The sequence below is a fragment of the Nonomuraea sp. NPDC051941 genome, from assembly GCF_044593615.1.
On the sequence record NZ_JBIUCF010000021.1, the window covers coordinates 116,748 to 133,611 of the forward strand.

Sequence of the window (16,864 nt, forward strand, 5' to 3'; positions counted from 1 at the left end):
GGGCGGGCGCGGGACAAAGGGTATAAAAGAGGGATCGCAGAGGGCCGGGTGGGAAAACACCTGGAAGATCTCTCCCGCTCGCGGATCCATGGGCATAGTGTGAGGTGATGGATCGTCGCATCTTCGGGCTGGAGAACGAGTACGGTGTGACCTGCACGTTCAGGGGACAGCGCAGGCTGTCGCCCGACGAGGTCGCGCGCTACCTGTTCCGGCGGGTCGTGTCCTGGGGCCGATCGAGCAACGTCTTCCTCCGCAACGGCGCGCGTCTCTACCTCGACGTGGGCAGCCATCCTGAATACGCAACACCCGAGTGTGACAACGTCATCGAGCTCGTCACGCACGACAAGGCGGGTGAGCGCATCCTCGAGGGCCTGCTGGTCGACGCCGAGAAACGGCTTCGCGAAGAGGGCATCGCGGGTGATATCTATCTGTTCAAGAACAACACGGACTCGGCCGGCAACTCCTACGGCTGCCACGAGAACTACCTGGTCGGCAGGCACGGGGAGTTCGGGCGGCTGGCGGACGTGCTGATTCCGTTCCTGGTGACGCGGCAGATCATCTGCGGGGCCGGCAAGGTCCTGCAGACGCCGCGTGGCGCCGTCTATTGCGTCTCGCAGCGGGCCGAGCACATCTGGGAGGGCGTCTCCAGCGCCACGACCCGGTCCCGGCCCATCATCAACACCCGGGACGAGCCGCACGCCGACGCCGAGCGGTTCCGCCGCCTGCACGTCATCGTCGGCGACTCCAACATGAGCGAGACCACGATGCTGCTCAAGGTCGGCGCCACCGACCTGGTGCTGCGCATGATCGAGTCGGGCACGGTGATGCGGGACCTGTCGCTGGAGAACCCGATCAGGGCCATCCGCGAGGTCTCCCACGACATGACCGGCCGCCGCAGGGTGCGCCTGGCCAACGGCCGGGAGGCCTCCAGCCTGGAGATCCAGCAGGAATACCTGTCCAAGGCGAAGGACTTCGTCGACCGCCGCGGCGGCGACGCCATCGCCCACCGGGTGCTGGAGCTGTGGGAGCGCACGCTGAACGCGGTCGACACCGGCAACCTCGACCTGGTCTCCCGGGAGATCGACTGGGTGACGAAATACCAGCTCATCGAGCGTTACCGGAAGAAGTACGACCTGCCGCTGTCCTCGCCCAGGGTGGCCCAGCTCGACCTGGCCTACCACGACGTGCACCGCAAGCGCGGCCTGTTCTACCTGCTGCAGAAGCGTGGCTCGGTGGAGCGGGTGGCGTCCGACCTGAAGATCTTCGAGGCCAAGTCGGTGCCGCCGCAGACGACCAGGGCGCGGCTGCGCGGCGAGTTCATCCGCAAGGCGCAGGAGAAGCGGCGCGACTTCACCGTCGACTGGGTGCATCTCAAGCTCAACGACCAGGCGCAGCGCACGGTGCTGTGCAAGGACCCGTTCCGGAGCGTGGACGAGAGGGTGGACAAGCTCATAGCCGGGATGTAGCGCGTGGTTTACCTCGGGCCTACCAGGATGTCGGGTAGGGTGACGCGAATCTGCCGTCTTCCCGAGGGAAACCCATGCGCCGCGCTATGGCCGTACTGGCCGCCGTGCCACTGATCCTGTTCGCCGCCGCCTGCGGATCCGACGACGGTGCGAGCACCGGCGCCACCGCCACCGGCGCCGGCGCCGGGGCGGGGGTCAAGGTCACCGGTGACGTGGGCGGCAAGCCCACGGTGACCTTCCCCGCCGGCACGCCCGCCAGCAAGTCGTCGTACGAGGTGATCCAGCCGGGCACCGGCGACGGGATCAAGGCCGGCGACCGCGTGATCGTCAACCTGACCGTCTACAACTGGGACGGCAAGGGCAACGCGGTCCAGGGCTCCTCCTACGACACCAAGAAGCCCGAGACGATCGCGGTCGACCAGCAGATCCCGCAGGTGCTGCAGGAGGGCTTCACCAAGGTCAAGCACGGCGGGCGGCTGCTGGCTGTGCTCGCCAACGACAGCATGGCCCAGCAGCAGGCCACGCAGCCGGCCGAGCCGACCAAGGTGTTCGTGTTCGACATCGTCGGCACCCAGCCGCCGCCGCTGAAGGCCGCCACCGGCAAGGAGACCGGCGACAGCCTCAAGGGTGTCAAGGTCGTCAGCCCGGGCGGCGACAAGGCGCCGACGCTGACCACGAAGACCGACGAGAAGCCGTCGGACAAGCTCGTCGTCAAGACGCTCATCGAGGGCACCGGGCCGAAGGTCGAGGCGAGCCAGACGCTCACCGTCCACTACACGGGCAAGCTGTGGGGCAGCGACAAGCAGTTCGACTCCAGCTGGGAGCGGGGCCAGCCGGCCGAGTTCCCGCTGTCGGGGGTCATCAAGGGCTGGCAGCAGGGCCTGGCCGGGGTGCCGGTCGGCAGCCGGGTCGTGATGAGCATCCCGCCGGACCTCGGCTACGGGGACCAGGCGCAGCAGGGCATCCCCGCCAAGAGCACCCTCGTGTTCGTGGTGGACATCCTCGGCGCCTCCTGAGCCGACCTCCCGTCCGGCCCGCGGGCGGGCCGGACGGGGCCGGACGAGGGCCGGACACGGTAGCATCGCCACGCCCAGCCCCGCCGCGTGGGAGGACCGATGCCGCACCGCCGTACCGCCGTGTTGCTGCCGGTCCTCGTCCTGCTGGCCGGCTGCTCGGGCGGTGCCGCGCGCGATCTTGGCATGACGGTGGACGGCCCGTTCGGGGCCAGGCCGACGATCACTTTCGCGGGCGGCGGACCGGCCGCCGGGCTCCGGGTGGAGGAGCTGGCGGCCGGCGGCGGCCCCCGGCTCGGCGCGGACGACACGGCGATCGTCCAGTACACCGCGCACGTCTGGGACGGCGGGGACAACCGCCTGGTCGACTCCACCTTCGACCGCGGCACCCCGGCCGTGTTCCCGCTGGGGGAGCTGCCGCCGGGGCTGGACGGGGCGCTGCGGGGCCGCAGGGTCGGCAGCAGGGTCCTGGCCGCGCTCCCGCCCGATCAACGCCGTGGCGTGCGCCTGCCGCCCGGCGTCGGGCCCGATGACGAGCTGGTCTACGTGGTCGACATCCTCGGCGCCCACCCCAAGGGCGCCTCGGTCGAGGCGGGCGGCGGCTCGCTGGCGGGCGTGCGCGTCACCGCCGGTGCCCCGCCCGGGCTGGAGGTGCCCGCCACCGCCCCGCCGGCCGCGTTCGAGGTCAAGGTGCTGGCCAGGGGCGAGGGGCGCGGCACGCGGGCGGGGCAGCTTGTGGTCGCCCAGTACGAGGGCGCGATCTGGAGCCGCCGCCGCGTCTTCGAGGCCACCTGGACGAGCGGCCGGCCGAAGGCGTTCAGGATCGGCGACGGCGGCGTGCCCAAGGGGTGGGAGGCGGCCCTGGTCGGGGTGCCCGCGGGCAGCCGGGTCCTGATGGTCGTCCCGCCCTCGTACGGGTACGGTCCCGCCGGCGACCCCGCCCGCGGCATCACGGGCACCGACACGCTCGTCTACGTCGTGGACGTCATCGCCGCCTATTGAGGCAGGATGAACCTCATGATCCGCACTTTCCTGGTCATCGCATCCGCCTTAGCCGTCCTCCTCGGCGGCGCCACGGCGGCGTCCGCCGCCGAGGACCCGCCCTTCTGCAAGGGCGTCAAGAAGCCCTGCGTCGTCGGCGGCGACGCCGGCACGACGTGGGTGAACACCTCCGCCGCCAACAAGGCCCAGGCCAAGGCCGTGGCCGCCCGCGTGCTGAAGAACGCCACGGCCGCCCACCGCCGTTACCACGCGCCCGAGTGGGTCGACATCTGGGTGATCAAGAAGGGGGCGTGCTGGCGCAGGTACGGCAACGTCCCGTCCGACGCCAGCCGCGCGTGCACGTACAAGCACGTGAAGCGGAAGCTTTCATAGACTCCCGTTGTGAGTAGCGACGACCTCGACGCGCTGGCCCTCCTGCACGACCCCGTACGCCGCAGCCTGTACGCGGCCGTCGCGGGCCGCGGCGGCGACGTGGGCCGAGGGGAGGCGGCCGAGGCCGCGGGCGTCTCCAGGACCCTCGCCGGCCACCACCTCGACAAACTCGTCGAGGCGGGGCTGCTCGAGAGCGGTTTCCGGCAGCAGGAGAAGAAGGGGCCGGGCAGCGGCCGGCCCGCCAAGGTCTACCGCCGGGCCAGGGGCGAGCGGTCGGTGAGCCTGCCGCCGCGCGACTACGGCGCGCTCGCCTCCGTCCTGGCCGAGGTCGTCGACGCGCTCGGCGCCGAGGAGCGGGCCGAGCGGGCGGCGCGGGAGGCCGGCGCCCGGCTGGCCAAGCGGCACGCCGGTGAGCCCGTCGAGCAGGTGCTCAGGGAGCGCGGCTACGAGCCGTACGAGGAGGGCGGTGCGCTGCGGCTGCGCAACTGCCCCTTCCACGTGCTGGCCGAGGAGCAGCCGCTGCTGGTGTGCTCCATGAACCTGGCGCTGTGCCAGGGGCTGCTCGAAGGGCTCGGCGACGAGCCGGGCCGGGCCAGGCTCGACCCGCGGCCGGGGGACTGCTGCGTCTCCCTCTCTAAAACAAATGAGGATTGACATAGAAGGCGGACGGGTGGTGTGCTGAGCGTCATGCATCTCGCTGAGCTGAACATCGCCCATCTGCGCGCGCCCATCGACAGTCAGGAGCTCGCCGAGTTCGTCGCCCTCCTCGAGCCCGTCAACACCATCGCCGACGAGGCCCCCGGGTTCGTGTGGCGGCTGAAGGAGAGCGAGAGCGACCCCACCGCCACCGTCATCCACGACTACGGCGACCACCTGCTGATGAACTTCTCGGTGTGGGAGTCGCTCGACACCCTGTGGAACTACACCTACCGCAGCGCCCACCTGGGCGTGCTGCGCAGGCGCAGGGAGTGGTTCCTGCGCCTGGCGGAGCCGTACATGGTGATGTGGTGGATCCCCGAGGGTCACATCCCGACGCTGGCCGAGGGCATGGCCCGGCTGGAGCGCCTCAGGGCCGAGGGGCCGAGCCCCGAGGCGTTCACGTTCAAGGACTCCTACGACAGCAGCGAGGCCGCCAGCCTGCCCGCCGCCGCCGAGGCCAGGAAGTAGGGCAGGTCCTCCTCCAGGCCCCTGCCCATCGTCGACAGGCGCACCGGGGACTCCCGCAGCGCCTCGTGCAGGCCCTCCACCGGCACCGGCACCAGGCGGTGCCGGACGGCCAGCAGCTCGGACTGGTCCCTGACCCGCTCGCCGAACTCCCCGGGCAGTTCCGGCACCGGCACGTCGGCGGGCGTCAGGGCGACCCGGCCGTAGGCGGTCAGCGAGTGGTGCGAGACCCCGTAGTGGCGCTCGCGCAGGTCGCCCTCGCTGACCCGCAGCGCCGCCACCGGGCGGCCGCGCAGCACTCCCGCCGCGTTCACCGCCTCGCCCGCCGACACCCCGGAGAAGCCCCACCTGGTGCCCGTGCCCAGATTGCCGGGGCCCTGCGCGACGATCGCCACGTCGGCCTCCAGCACGTGGCGGGCCGCCAGCAGCCCGGTGTGGACGGTGACCGCCTCCACGTCGCCGCCGAACGACTGCCCGACCGTGACCACGCCCGCCAGCCAGCCGATCTCCCGCAGCCGGGCCGCCGCCATCGAGAACCACACCGGCAGCGCGCCGCCGTCCTGCATCACGTACGCCACCCGCGTGCCGGGCCGGTCGGCGTACAGTCCGCACAGGATCGGCGCCAGCGCCGAGTGCAGGTCGGCCACCACCACCGGCATCCCGTCGAGGGAGTCGGCCTCGCGCAATCTGTCATGATGCGGGGAGTCCTGCTCGTCGGCGCCCAGCACCGTGGCCTGCAGCGGCGTGTAACGGGCCTTCACCAGGTGGCCCGGACCGGCAGGATCTTGCGGCAAACGGTTAGGGACGGCCACCACCATGGCGTAACCTCCCGTACCGAGACCCATCGCGAGTGCCGTCGTGTTGAGCAGCACCTCGTCGCCGGGTTCCGGGCGGCCGACCAACGGCGGATAGGCCAGCGCCCGGCACTCCCCTTCGGGGACGGCGACGTCCAGCTCCACCGCTCCCGGCCACTCGCGTCGGATCCGTACAACCTCGCCCTTGCGCCATCTGATCACGGGGGCAGGGTAGCGTCGATGGAGGAGGAGTGAGGCAGATGTCGCGCCGGAAGACCGAACGGTTGCTCAATCTCGTGATCTGCCTGCTCGCCACCCGGAGGCCACTGTCGGCCGAGCAGATCCGCCAGGCCGTCCCCGGCTACGACCGCGATGGCGACGAGGCGTTCCAGCGCATGTTCGAGCGTGACAAGAACGAGCTGCGCGAGATCGGCATCCCCATCGACGTGGTGCGCGACCCCTGGGAGGACGAGCCGGGCTACCGGATCGAGCGCGAGTCGTACGAGCTGCCGGAGATCACCCTGGAGCCCGACGAGGCCGCCGTGCTCGGCCTGGCCGCGCAGGTGTGGCAGCGGGCCAGCCTGGCCGAGGCCGCCTCGGGGGCGCTGCTGAAGCTGCGCGCCGGCGGCGTGGCCACCGACCGGCCCGTCGGCGCGTCCATGGGCGGGTCCATGGGCGGCGGCGCGCTGGAGCTGCGCGTGGACACCCGCGACCCGGCCTTCCCCGCGCTGTGGGACGCCGTACGCGACCGGCGCGTGGTGCGCTTCGACTACCGCAGCGCCGGCAGCGAGAGCGTGCGCGCCCGCACCGTCGAGCCGTGGGGCGTGGTCAGCCGCAACGGCCGCTGGTACGTGGCCGGGTTCGACCGCGACCGGCAGGCGCCGCGCGTCTTCCGGCTCAGCCGCGTCACCGGCCAGGTCACCGTCATGGGCAGGCCCGGCGCCGTCGAGGTGCCCGAAGGGGTCGATCTCCGGGGTATGGTCGGCTTTCCCGACGACTCGACGGACGAGCGGGTGGCCGTCGTCCGCGTACGCCAGGGGACGTGCGAAGGGCTGCGGCAGCTCGCGGCGGCCGTGCGCACGGGGGAGCACGGGTGGGACGAGGCCGAGCTGCCCTTCACCGACCCCGAACGCCTGGCCGGCTGGATGGCCAGCCTCGGCGCCGACGTGGAGGTCGTCGGGCCGCCGGACGCCCGCGAGGCCGTCATCCGCCGACTCAAGGGGGCAATGGCATGACAGAGGAGCTGCGATGAGCGGGTCGGCCGACCGGCTGCCCAGGCTGCTGGCCCTGGTGCCGTACCTGATGTCCCACCCGGGGGCGCAGGTCGACGAGGTGGCCGCGGTGTTCGGGCTGAGCGAGAAGCAGCTCATCGACGACCTGCAGCTCGTGTGGATGTGCGGCCTGCCCGGCCACACCCCCGGCGACCTCATCGACGTCTCCTGGGACGGCGGCGAGATCATCATCGACAACGCCGAGACCATCGCCAGGCCGCTGCGGCTGGGCATCGACGAGGCCAGCGCGCTGCTGGTCGCCCTGCGCATGCTCGCCGCGACCCCCGAGCTCGCCCTGCCTGCCAACGAGGTGCCGGGCGACGCGCTGCCCCGCGTGACGGCCAAGCTGGAGCGGGCCGCCGGCGAGGGCGCCGCCACCCTCAGCAGCCAGCTCGCGGTCGACGTGGACGCCGCCCCCGACGCGCTGCCGCGCGTGCGCGAAGGGCTCACCAGGGGCCGCCGGCTGTCGCTGCGCTACTACGTGCCCGGGCGCGACGAGGTGACGCCGCGCGAGGTCGACCCCACGCGGGTCGTGGTCGTCGACGGCCGCACCTACCTGGAGGGCTGGTGCTACCGGGCCGAGGCGATGCGGCTGTTCAGGCTCGACCGGATGCTCGGCGTCGAGGTGCTCGACGTGCCCGCCGACCCGCCGGCCGAGGCCGAGCCCATCGACGTCACCCGGGGCGTCTTCCGGCCCTCGCCCACCGACGAGCTGGTCGAGCTGGAGCTCAGCGCCGCCGGGCGGTGGGTGGCCGAGTACTACCCGTGCGAGCAGGTCACCGAGCTGGGCGAGGGGCGGCTGCGGGTGGCGCTGCGGGCCCGCGACGAGGACTGGATCCTCAAGCTGGCGCTGCGCCTGGGCGACACCGGCCGGGTCGTCTCACCCCCTGAGATGGCCGAGACCGTGCGCCAGGAGGCCGAGCGGGCCCTGGCCCTGTACGCTCACCAGTCATGATGTGGATCTACGTGGCCGGCGGGCTGTGCGTCGCGGGGCTCGGCGTGGTCGGGGTCGCGGGTGCCCGCGTCGTCGTGGCGGCACGTACCCTGAAAAGGGAAATCGCCGAGGCGACGGCCCAGCTGGAGCCGCGGCGGGCCAGATTGGCGGGCCAGGGGGGTGAGACCACGCCCCAGGCAGCGTACGATCGTGGCTGAAACAGGCACTCGCTAGAAAAGGGCGTTTCATGTCGCAACTCGGAGTCCCCGAACTTCTGATCATCGCGCTGGTGCTCGTCCTGCTTTTCGGTGCGAAGAAGCTGCCCGAGATGGCCCGCGGCGTCGGCCGTTCTCTGCGCATCTTCAAGTCCGAGACGGCCAAGCTCCGTGAGGACGACGACGACAACCACACCGTCCAGGCCCAGGCGCAGGCCCCGGCTCAGCCGCAGCCCCCGGCGGCGCAGCCCCCGCAGATCCAGGCCACGCCCGCCCCCGCGCTCTCCGCGGAGGAGCAGGCCAGGCAGCTCGAGGAGCAGGCCGCGCGGCTGCGCGCCAGCGCCGCCCAGGCTGACAAGCGCGTCTGACCCCATCCCTCCTCCTCACCTGGACTGCTAGATGGCGCTGCTCAAACGGTCGAGCCAGCCGGCACCCGACCACGACGCCGAGGGCCGCATGCCCCTCATGGAGCACCTGCGCGAGCTGCGTAACAGGTTGCTCATCGCGGCCGCCGCCGTCGTCGTGGGCATCATCATCGGCTGGATCTTCTTCGATCCGGTCTGGGCGTTCATCAAGGAGCCCTTCTGCGAGACGCCGCAGGCCCAGCAGTTGCGTGTCGGCGAGTGCACGCTGACCTACGGCGGCATCTTCCAGTCGTTCTTCCTGACGTTGAAGGTCTCGGCGATGGTGGGCGTCGTCGTGTCCTCGCCCGTCTGGCTCTACCAGGTCTGGGCTTTCGTCACCCCAGCTCTCTACCGCAACGAGAAGCGCTACTCGATCGCCTTCCTCGGGCTGGCGATCCCGCTGTTCCTGATCGGCGCCTTCCTGGCGTACGTGATCATGGACACCAGCCTGGCCATCCTGCTCGGGTTCGCGCCGAGCGACACCGTGGCCATCATCCAGATCGACGAGTACGTCAGCTACGTGCTGATCATGCTCGTGATCTTCGGCATCTCGTTCGAGCTGCCGCTCCTGCTCGTGTTCCTCAACATCATCGGTGTGCTGCCGCACGCCACGGTGAAGAAGTACCGCCGCTGGGTGATCTTCTCCATGTTCGTCTTCGGCGCGGTCATCACCCCCGGCGGCGACCCGCTGACGATGATGGCGCTGGCCATGCCGATGATCGTGCTCTACTTCCTGGCCGAGTTCTTCATGTTCATGCGTGAGAAGCGCAGGCCCGCCACCGAGGACTTCTCCCACCTGTCCGACGACGAGGCCTCCCCGCTGGTGGAGGACTCCACTCCGGTCGACGACGATCGTCCCGGGGAGGATTCCGGTTCCACGCGATAGGCGATAAGTTCCGGGCGTGTCCCCTCAAATCGCCCTGCTCGTCAACCCCGCCGCACGCGGCGGCCGTACGCTGCGCCTGATCGAGCCCGTGGCGCGCCGGCTGCGCGCCGGCGGGGCCGAGCTGTCGGTGATCGTCGGCGCCGACGCCGCCGACGCCCTCGCGCGTGCCTGCACCGCCGTGGCCGAGCGCCCCGACGCGCTCGTGGCCTTCGGCGGCGACGGGCTGGTCCACCTGGCCGTGCAGGCCGTGGCCGGCACCGACGTGCCGCTCGGCATCATCCCCGCGGGCACCGGCAACGACATCGCGGCCGCGCTCGGGGTGCCCTGCGCCGACCCCATGGCCGCGGCCCGCGTCGTGCTGCGCATGAAGTCGCGCCTGGTGGACGTCGCCCGGATCCGGGCCGGGCAGGCCGACGAGCTGTTCGCGGGGGTGATGTGCTGCGGGTTCGACTCGCGGGTCAACGAGCGGGCCAACCGGAAGACGTGGCCGCCGGGGATGGCGCGCTATCTGGTGGCGACGGTGGAGGAGCTGCGCTCGTTCCGGCCGATCCCGTTCCGGATGACCCTCGACGACGGTGAGGTCGTCGAACGCGAGGCCATGCTGGTGGCGGTGGCCAACACGTGCTCGTACGGGGCGGGGATGCGGGTGTGCCCCGACGCGCGGCCCGACGACGGGCTGCTGGACGTGATGATGCTGGACGCGGTGTCCAAGGCCGAGTTCCTGCGGGTCTTCCCGAGCGTCTACCGGGGGACGCATGTGGGGCATCCGGCGGTGTCGGTACGGCGGGTGCGGAGCGTGCGGCTGGAGGCCGCGGACGTCATCGCCTACGCCGACGGTGAACGGGTGGGCCCGGCGCCGGTCCACTGCGAGGTGCGCCCGGGGGCGTTACGGGTCATCGTTTGAAATCTACAATGTAAAGGCGCCCGGCTCGGACGCCGGCTGAGGATCGGCCGGACCACTGGGGGACCGACCGGAAAGGCGATTTCGGTAGGCTGACGGGTATGACAACGCCAGCGGAACGCTATGCGGCCTTCCGTCACAAGTATGGGGACGACGGGGCCGCGGTGAGATCGTTCCGAGGTCTCTACGACTTCGAGCTGGACGACTTCCAGCTAGACGCCTGCCGCGCCCTGGAGGCCGGAGACGGCGTGCTGGTGGCGGCGCCCACGGGGTCGGGCAAGACGGTGGTCGGCGAGTTCGCCGTCCACCTGGCCTTGGAGCAGGGCCAGAAATGCTTCTACACCACCCCCATCAAGGCGCTGTCCAACCAGAAGTACAACGACCTGGTCAAGCGCTACGGCACCGCCAAGGTCGGCCTGCTGACCGGCGACAACAGCGTCAACGGCGAGGCCCCCATCGTCGTCATGACCACCGAGGTGCTGCGCAACATGCTCTACGCGGGGTCGGCGACCCTGGCGGGGCTCGGGTTCGTGGTCATGGACGAGGTCCACTACCTCGCCGACCGCTTCCGCGGCGCGGTGTGGGAAGAGGTGATCATCCACCTGCAGGAGTCGGTGCGGCTGGTGGCGCTGTCGGCGACGGTGAGCAACGCCGAGGAGTTCGGCGAGTGGCTGGGCGAGGTGCGCGGCGACACCACGGTGATCGTGGACGAGCACCGTCCGGTGCCGTTGTGGCAGCACATGATGGTCGGCAACCGCCTCTACGACATGTTCGTGAACGACGACCTGACCCCGCGCGTCAACCCCACGCTGATGCGGGTGACGCGTGACGCCGAGCGGCTGACGGAGGGGCGGGGCAGGCGCGGCTACGGCCGGCCGCAGCGTTCGCGCCCGCCGGACCGGGTGCAGGTGATCGAGAAGCTCGACGCCGAGGGGCTGCTGCCGGCGATCACGTTCATCTTCTCCCGCGCCGGGTGCGACGCCGCCGTTCAGAAGTGCCTGTACGCCGGGATCCGGCTCACGACCGACCGCGAGCGGCACGAGATCAGGCAGCTCGTGGACGAGCGCACCGCGCACCTTCCGGACGAGGACCTGGCCGTCCTGGGCTACCTGGAGTGGCGCGACTGCCTGGAGCGCGGGCTGGCCTCGCACCACGCGGGCATGTTGCCGGCGTTCAAGGAGGTCGTGGAGGAGCTGTTCACGCGCGGGCTGGTCAAGGCCGTGTTCGCGACGGAGACGCTCGCGCTGGGCATCAACATGCCGGCGCGCAGCGTGGTGATCGAGAAGCTCGACAAGTGGAACGGTGAGACCCACGCCGACCTCACGCCCGGCGAGTACACCCAGCTGACCGGGCGGGCGGGGCGGCGCGGCATCGACGTCGAGGGCCATGCGGTGGTGCTGTGGCAGCAGGGCATGGATCCGCTGTCGGTGGCGGGGCTGGCCGGCACGCGTACGTATCCGCTGCGGTCGAGCTTCCAGCCGTCGTACAACATGGCGGTCAACCTTGTCGGGCAGTTCGGCCGGGAGCGGGCCAGGACGCTGCTGGAGGAGTCGTTCGCGCAGTTCCAGGCCGACCGGGCGGTCGTCGGGCTGGCCAAGCAGCTGCGCAAGCACGAGGAGGCGCTGGAGGGCTACCAGGAGGCCATGACGTGCCACCTGGGAGACTTCCCCGAATACGCGGCGCTACGCCGCAGGCTCTCCGATCGTGAGGCCGAGCTGTCCAGGCAGCGCGGCGCCGCGCGCCGGGCGGCGGCCGCGCGGTCGCTGGAGGCGCTGCAGCCGGGTGACGTCATCCGGGTGCCGGGCGGGCGCCGGGCGGGGCTGGCGATCGTGCTCGACCCGGGCCGCAACCCGCGCGGTCAGGGGCCGAGCCCGCTGGTGCTGACGATCGGCAAGCAGATCAAGAAGCTCGACCCGGCGGACTTCCCCGTCCCGGTCGAGCCGCTGGAGAAGCTGCGCATCCCGAAGAACTTCAACGGCCGCTCGCCCAAGGAGCGCGCCAACCTCGTCTCCACGCTGCTGGCCAAGCTCGGCGACCGCGACCTGGGCAAGCCGGCCAGGGCGCGCGACCACACGGAGGAGGACGACGAGGTCAACGAGCTGCGCCGGCTCATCCGCCAGCACCCGTGCCACGGCTGTGACGAGCGTGAGGACCACGCCCGCTGGGCCGAGCGCTACTACAAGCTGCTGCGCGAGACCGAGGGGCTGCGCCGCCGGGTGGAGGGGCGCTCGCACGTCATCTCGCGGACGTTCGACCGCATCTGCTCGGTGCTGGAGCAGCTCGGCTACCTCGAGGGTGAGGCCGTCACCGACGAGGGCCGCCGGCTGGGCCGCATCTACACCGAGCTCGACCTGCTGACCGCCGAGTCGCTGCGCCAGGGGCTGTGGGAGGAGCTCGACCCGGCCGAGCTGGCGGCGTGCGTGTCGGCGCTGGTGTTCGAGTCGCGGGCCGCCGATGACGCGCGCCGCCCGAAGGTGCCCGCCGGGCGGACGCAGGAGGCGCTGACGTCGATGATCCGGCTGTGGGGGGAGCTGGAGGGCATCGAGTCCGACCATGGGCTGTCCACGATCAGGGAGCCGGATCTGGCGTTCGCGTGGGCGGCGTTCCGGTGGACGAAGGGGCACGCGCTGGACGCCGTCCTGCGGGACGGGGTGAACGGCAACGAGCTGGCGGCCGGTGACTTCGTACGGTGGGTCAAGCAGCTGATGGATCTGCTCGGTCAGCTCGGGAACGCGGCCCCGCCCGGCAGCAAGATCAAGCAGACGGCGGGCAAGGCGGTCGACGCGATGCGGCGCGGCGTGGTGGCCTACTCCTCGCTCACCTGACCTTCTCGGAAAGGTCCTACCCGCCCTCTTCGGAGGGCGGGTCCGGGGGTGTGGCCGTCAGGAGTCCTTGCTGATCGCGCCGATCGTCAGGAGCAGGCCCGCGACGCCCACCACGGCGCTCACGACGGTCAGGGCGGTGCCGTCGAGCACCAGGTGCAGCAGGCCGAAGTTCTTGCCGAAAAAGTGATCGGCGATGAGGCCGCCGAAGCCCTGGATCATGAGGATGACGCCGATGAATGCCATGCGCCCATGATCCCCGGCGCAGACGTCCGATCCATCGGACCAAAGTATCGGGTGACCTACACCTTGGAACCAGTTCTGAGCAGCATCCTTTGGGATTACCGTTACCCGAATTAGCGGTTCTTTTTATTTACGGTCGATTTAACGGCGGCGGGCAACAGCCTTTGTCGGGCGGTTTCACTGGTCAAGTTCCTTTTAAAAAGGCGATATCTCGTGCTTTGTCGCTTTTCGGGTGCTAACGTGCGATTTGTGCAAGTCAGCAAACGGGGGAGGAATCATGGCTGGCTCTCAGCTCACCAGGATCGACTTCCAGCAGGGTTGCTGCCGTCGCCGTAGGCGCTGGCGTTGCGGTTGGCGCGGTTGGCGCTGCCGCTCCCGGCGCTGGTGGTGGGGGTGGTAAATCGCTCCCGTGAGAGCCGGTGGCCTGGCCGCCGGCTCTCATTGACTGTCTCCGGCCGCGAACTCGCCCCGGCGATTTCCATTCGCCGCACTTTTCGCGAGTTCTGGCCGGACACCCGCGGGTTGCGCCGCCTATTCGCGGCCGGCGTCGTGTTCGCCGTCGTGGCCGCGCTCTGCGAGGTCGCCGCGATCCGCCTGTTCGGCCACATCACCGACGAGGTGCTGACCACCCGGCGGCTGAACGAGTTCTGGGTCCCGGCGTTCGCCTGGCTCGGGCTCGCCGCGATCGCCGGGGTGACGTCCTTCGCGGCGACGTACGCCACCGCGCTGGGCGCCGAACGGTTCCTGCTGGCCCTGCGCGACCGCGTCTACGCGCACCTGCAGACGCTCGCGCCGGACTTCTCGGAGCACCGGCGCCTCGGCGACCTGATGGCTCGGCTGACCGACGACATCGAGGCCATCGAGGAGCTCGTGGGGTCCGGGCTGGTCAAGGCGCTCACCACGGCGGCCAGCGTGGTGTTCTTCGCCGGGGCGGCCTTCTTCATCCGCTGGGACCTCGCCCTTGTCACGATGGCGCTGATCCCGCTGTTCCTGGTGGTGTCCAAGGTGTTCGCGGGCAGGTTCAGAACGGCCGCGGCCCGGGAGCGCTACAGCAACGGCGCCATGAACAGCGTCCTGGAGGAGGGGCTGGCCAACCAGCCGCTCGTGCAGGCGTACAACCGGCAGGAGGCCGAGTCGGGCCGCCTGCACCGGGAGGGCGGCATGTGGCTGCGCGCCAACATGTCGCAGGCCTGGCTGTCCGGCCTGTACGGGCCCACCGTCCAGGTCATCGAGACCGTCTGCCTGATCGTCGTCCTGGGGTTCGGCGCGTGGGAGATCGCGGCGGGCCGGCTGACCCTGGGCGGCCTGCTGGCCTTCGCCGCGTACCTGGCACTGCTGTACCCGGCGGTCCAGGCGCTGGGGGAGCTGGCGCTGACGGTGTCGGAGGCGGCGGCCGGGTCCGACCGGGTCATCGAGATCCTCAAGGTCAGGCCGGCCGTCACCGACGCGCAGGACGCCGTGCCCGCCGGGCGGAGCCGGGGCCTGGTCGAGTTCGACCGGGTCGCCTTCACGTACCCGAGGCGCGGGCGGCAGGTGCTGCGGGACGTGACGTTCACCGCCTCGCCCGGCAAGGTCGTCGTCCTCACCGGGCCCAGCGGGGTGGGCAAGTCCACGCTGGCCAAGCTGATGGTGCGCTTCTACGACCCGGAAGCGGGCCGCATCCTGCTGGACGGGGTCGACATCCGGCGCCTGACGCGGCAGTCGCTGCGCGAGAACATCGCGATCGTGCACCAGGAGACGCTGCTGTTCTCGGCGTCCGTACGCGACAACATCGCCTACGGCCGCCCCGACGCCTCGCTGGAGGAGATCGTGCAGGCGGCGGAGGCGGCGGGGGTGCACGAGTTCGCCGAACTCCTGCCGCAGGGCTACGACACGCCGGTGGGGCAGCGGGGGCGGCTCCTGTCCGGCGGTCAGCGGCAGCGGATCGCCATCGCCAGGGCCGTCCTGCGGGACGCGCCGGTGCTGGTGCTCGACGAGCCCATGACGGGGCTGGACGAGGCCACGGCCGCGCAGGTCATGAAGCCGCTCCTGCGGCTCATGGCCGGGCGGACGACGCTCCTCATCACGCACGACCTGCGGTTCGTGCCGGAGGGGGCGCGCATCGTGGAGCTGTCGCCCGTGCACCGGGAGGAGCGCATCCGCCTCAAGCGCTTCGCCCGCGCCCACCCGCGCCCGCTGACCACCCCTCCCTGACCGACCGCCGCACCACACCCCCGAGCCCGACACCCGCCTCTTTTCGGGGGCGGGTGTTCCGGTGCCCGGGGTCGGTGGCTGCCCGTCCTTCGAGCGGGAGTACACACGGCGGCGGCAGGCCGGTCGGGGGAAAGCATGATCGGGATGGGTGCGGGGGCGAGGGGGCCGTCGATAGAATCGGAGAGATCCCTCCGGTTGTTGAAGGCAGGTTCGTTCATGGGCGACGACCACAGCTCGGCCCGGCCGTTGCGGGCCGACGCCCGGCGGAACCGGGAGCGGGTGCTGCAGATCGCGCAGGAGGCCCTGGCCAGTGACGGCCTGACGATCTCCTTCGACGAGATCGCGCGGCGGGCCGGGTTCGGGGTGGGCACCGTCTACCGGCACTTCCCCACCAAGGAGGCGCTGTTCGAGGCGGTGCTGCTGGGGCGGATCGAGCGGTTCGTGGCCGACGCCCGCGCGCTGGCCACGGCGGAGGATCCCGGGAAGGCGTTCTTCGCCTGGTTCGCCAAGGTGGCCGAGCAGGCGTCGGGGAACCAGGCGCTGTGCGACATGCTCGACAGCGGGGCCGGGATGAAGGTCTCGCTGCAGGACGATCTCGGCAGGGCCGTCGCCCGATTACTGGTCCGGGCGCAGCGGGCCGGGGCCGCGCGCGGGGATCTGGCGGGGGAGGACGTGCTGGATCTGCTGCGCGGGTGCCTGGTGGCCGAGCGCCGGGCGCGGGCCAGAGGGGCCTCGGTACGGATGGCGGACGTGATCTGCGACGGGATGCGGGTGAAAGGGGCTTGAGTCTCATGGCGGGAGACTGACCGGCCGGTCAAAGCGGTGTCGTCATTCGTTCACGGAACGTCACCTTCGGGGCAGTTTTTCGGCCGATCGTGCTGGAAATCCCCATGTCAGAGACATCCTCGGACGCACTCGCCGAGGGCCGCCCCCTCGGCTGCGTGGCGTCCGGCCGGCCCCGTTCGGAGGTAGCCACCACATGTTCGCCCTTGTCGCCGCACTGCTGTTCGTGCTCGCCCTCGTCTTCGAGATCGCCGGCCTCGCGGTCGGCAGCGTAGTCACGGTCGCCACGCTCGGCACCGCCGGGCTGCTCTGCGTCGCGCTCCACCTCATGGGTGTGGGCGCGGGGTGGAGCCTGCTGAAGAAGTGACGCCCGATGCGGGGCCGCGCGCGGAACATGCCGT

The 16,864-nt window shown here is 71.0% G+C and carries 18 protein-coding genes; 16 read left to right on the plus strand and 2 right to left on the minus strand.

Annotated features, from left to right (window positions below):
- The first annotated feature begins 107 nt into the window (after nt 1-107).
- From pafA to ACIHFD_RS32295, 6 genes are all read left to right on the plus strand, one after another.
- On the plus strand, nt 108-1,466 hold the full coding sequence (pafA, locus tag ACIHFD_RS32270) for a Pup--protein ligase (RefSeq protein ID WP_185076838.1): 1,359 nt from the start codon (nt 108-110) through the stop codon (nt 1,464-1,466).
- Nucleotides 1,467-1,540: 74 nt separating this feature from the next.
- Nucleotides 1,541-2,482, plus strand: a complete 942-nt coding sequence (locus ACIHFD_RS32275) for an FKBP-type peptidyl-prolyl cis-trans isomerase (protein ID WP_397370083.1) — start codon at nt 1,541-1,543, stop codon at nt 2,480-2,482.
- A 99-nt stretch (nt 2,483-2,581) separates the two neighbouring features.
- Nucleotides 2,582-3,481: an FKBP-type peptidyl-prolyl cis-trans isomerase gene (locus ACIHFD_RS32280; protein WP_397370084.1), complete on the plus strand. Its 900-nt coding sequence runs from the start codon at nt 2,582-2,584 to the stop codon at nt 3,479-3,481.
- Between the two features lie 15 nt (nt 3,482-3,496).
- Nucleotides 3,497-3,853, plus strand: a complete 357-nt coding sequence (locus ACIHFD_RS32285) for a hypothetical protein (protein WP_397370085.1) — start codon at nt 3,497-3,499, stop codon at nt 3,851-3,853.
- A 9-nt stretch (nt 3,854-3,862) separates the two neighbouring features.
- Nucleotides 3,863-4,507, plus strand: a complete 645-nt coding sequence (locus tag ACIHFD_RS32290; protein WP_363969728.1) for a helix-turn-helix domain-containing protein — start codon at nt 3,863-3,865, stop codon at nt 4,505-4,507.
- 33 nt (nt 4,508-4,540) lie between these two features.
- On the plus strand, nt 4,541-5,020 hold the full coding sequence (locus tag ACIHFD_RS32295) for a DUF3291 domain-containing protein (RefSeq protein WP_397370086.1): 480 nt from the start codon (nt 4,541-4,543) through the stop codon (nt 5,018-5,020).
- Here ACIHFD_RS32295 and ACIHFD_RS32300 read toward each other — a convergent pair.
- Nucleotides 4,966-6,033 carry a DUF3866 family protein gene (locus ACIHFD_RS32300; protein WP_355200868.1) on the minus strand — a complete coding sequence of 356 codons (1,068 nt, stop codon included), beginning with the start codon at nt 6,031-6,033 and terminating at the stop codon, nt 4,966-4,968. The genes ACIHFD_RS32295 and ACIHFD_RS32300 overlap by 55 nt on opposite strands.
- A gap of 38 nt (nt 6,034-6,071) precedes the next feature.
- On the opposite strand from ACIHFD_RS32300, the gene ACIHFD_RS32305 reads away from it, so the two are divergent.
- From ACIHFD_RS32305 to ACIHFD_RS32335, 7 genes are all read left to right on the plus strand, one after another.
- Entirely contained in the window at nt 6,072-7,046 is a 975-nt protein-coding gene (locus ACIHFD_RS32305; RefSeq protein WP_397370087.1) for a helix-turn-helix transcriptional regulator, read from the plus strand.
- Nucleotides 7,047-7,059: 13 nt separating this feature from the next.
- On the plus strand, nt 7,060-8,037 hold the full coding sequence (locus ACIHFD_RS32310) for a WYL domain-containing protein (protein WP_363969720.1): 978 nt from the start codon (nt 7,060-7,062) through the stop codon (nt 8,035-8,037).
- Entirely contained in the window at nt 8,034-8,234 is a 201-nt protein-coding gene (locus ACIHFD_RS32315) for a hypothetical protein (RefSeq protein ID WP_350735430.1), read from the plus strand. The genes ACIHFD_RS32310 and ACIHFD_RS32315 overlap by 4 nt, the downstream gene beginning before the upstream one ends.
- Before the next feature lie 29 nt (nt 8,235-8,263).
- Nucleotides 8,264-8,599: a Sec-independent protein translocase subunit TatA gene (gene tatA, locus ACIHFD_RS32320; protein WP_397370088.1), complete on the plus strand. Its 336-nt coding sequence runs from the start codon at nt 8,264-8,266 to the stop codon at nt 8,597-8,599.
- Between the two features lie 31 nt (nt 8,600-8,630).
- Entirely contained in the window at nt 8,631-9,521 is an 891-nt protein-coding gene (tatC, locus tag ACIHFD_RS32325) for a twin-arginine translocase subunit TatC (protein WP_397370089.1), read from the plus strand.
- Between the two features lie 16 nt (nt 9,522-9,537).
- On the plus strand, nt 9,538-10,425 hold the full coding sequence (locus ACIHFD_RS32330) for a diacylglycerol/lipid kinase family protein (RefSeq protein ID WP_397370090.1): 888 nt from the start codon (nt 9,538-9,540) through the stop codon (nt 10,423-10,425).
- 98 nt (nt 10,426-10,523) lie between these two features.
- Nucleotides 10,524-13,247, plus strand: a complete 2,724-nt coding sequence (locus ACIHFD_RS32335) for a DEAD/DEAH box helicase (protein WP_397370091.1) — start codon at nt 10,524-10,526, stop codon at nt 13,245-13,247.
- A 57-nt stretch (nt 13,248-13,304) separates the two neighbouring features.
- On the opposite strand, the gene ACIHFD_RS32340 is transcribed toward ACIHFD_RS32335, so the two are convergent.
- Nucleotides 13,305-13,490 carry a hypothetical protein gene (locus ACIHFD_RS32340; protein WP_397370092.1) on the minus strand — a complete coding sequence of 62 codons (186 nt, stop codon included), beginning with the start codon at nt 13,488-13,490 and terminating at the stop codon, nt 13,305-13,307.
- A gap of 519 nt (nt 13,491-14,009) precedes the next feature.
- On the opposite strand from ACIHFD_RS32340, the gene ACIHFD_RS32345 reads away from it, so the two are divergent.
- From ACIHFD_RS32345 to ACIHFD_RS32355, 3 genes are all read left to right on the plus strand, one after another.
- Complete coding sequence (locus ACIHFD_RS32345; protein WP_397370093.1) at nt 14,010-15,680, plus strand: ABC transporter ATP-binding protein; 1,671 nt, start codon at nt 14,010-14,012, stop codon at nt 15,678-15,680.
- Between the two features lie 216 nt (nt 15,681-15,896).
- Nucleotides 15,897-16,466 (plus strand): TetR/AcrR family transcriptional regulator, encoded by a 570-nt coding sequence (locus tag ACIHFD_RS32350; protein ID WP_397370094.1) that lies wholly within the window; start codon nt 15,897-15,899, stop codon nt 16,464-16,466.
- A 193-nt stretch (nt 16,467-16,659) separates the two neighbouring features.
- Complete coding sequence (locus ACIHFD_RS32355; protein ID WP_350731913.1) at nt 16,660-16,830, plus strand: hypothetical protein; 171 nt, start codon at nt 16,660-16,662, stop codon at nt 16,828-16,830.
- Nucleotides 16,831-16,864 lie beyond the last annotated feature (34 nt).

What these genes read in the sequence shown, in the direction of transcription:
- tatA (WP_397370088.1), top strand. Translation starts at nt 8,264, where the DNA reads ATGTCGCAACTCGGAGTCCCCGAACTTCTGATCATCGCGCTGGTGCTC.
- ACIHFD_RS32295 (WP_397370086.1), top strand. Translation starts at nt 4,541, where the DNA reads ATGCATCTCGCTGAGCTGAACATCGCCCATCTGCGCGCGCCCATCGAC.
- ACIHFD_RS32280 (WP_397370084.1), top strand. Translation starts at nt 2,582, where the DNA reads ATGCCGCACCGCCGTACCGCCGTGTTGCTGCCGGTCCTCGTCCTGCTG.
- pafA (WP_185076838.1), top strand. Translation starts at nt 108, where the DNA reads ATGGATCGTCGCATCTTCGGGCTGGAGAACGAGTACGGTGTGACCTGC.
- ACIHFD_RS32310 (WP_363969720.1), top strand. Translation starts at nt 7,060, where the DNA reads ATGAGCGGGTCGGCCGACCGGCTGCCCAGGCTGCTGGCCCTGGTGCCG.
- ACIHFD_RS32335 (WP_397370091.1), top strand. Translation starts at nt 10,524, where the DNA reads ATGACAACGCCAGCGGAACGCTATGCGGCCTTCCGTCACAAGTATGGG.
- tatC (WP_397370089.1), top strand. Translation starts at nt 8,631, where the DNA reads ATGGCGCTGCTCAAACGGTCGAGCCAGCCGGCACCCGACCACGACGCC.
- ACIHFD_RS32355 (WP_350731913.1), top strand. Translation starts at nt 16,660, where the DNA reads ATGTTCGCCCTTGTCGCCGCACTGCTGTTCGTGCTCGCCCTCGTCTTC.
- ACIHFD_RS32275 (WP_397370083.1), top strand. Translation starts at nt 1,541, where the DNA reads ATGCGCCGCGCTATGGCCGTACTGGCCGCCGTGCCACTGATCCTGTTC.
- ACIHFD_RS32315 (WP_350735430.1), top strand. Translation starts at nt 8,034, where the DNA reads ATGATGTGGATCTACGTGGCCGGCGGGCTGTGCGTCGCGGGGCTCGGC.
- ACIHFD_RS32350 (WP_397370094.1), top strand. Translation starts at nt 15,897, where the DNA reads ATGGGCGACGACCACAGCTCGGCCCGGCCGTTGCGGGCCGACGCCCGG.
- ACIHFD_RS32305 (WP_397370087.1), top strand. Translation starts at nt 6,072, where the DNA reads ATGTCGCGCCGGAAGACCGAACGGTTGCTCAATCTCGTGATCTGCCTG.
- ACIHFD_RS32285 (WP_397370085.1), top strand. Translation starts at nt 3,497, where the DNA reads ATGATCCGCACTTTCCTGGTCATCGCATCCGCCTTAGCCGTCCTCCTC.
- ACIHFD_RS32340 (WP_397370092.1), bottom strand. Translation starts at nt 13,490, where the DNA reads ATGGCATTCATCGGCGTCATCCTCATGATCCAGGGCTTCGGCGGCCTC.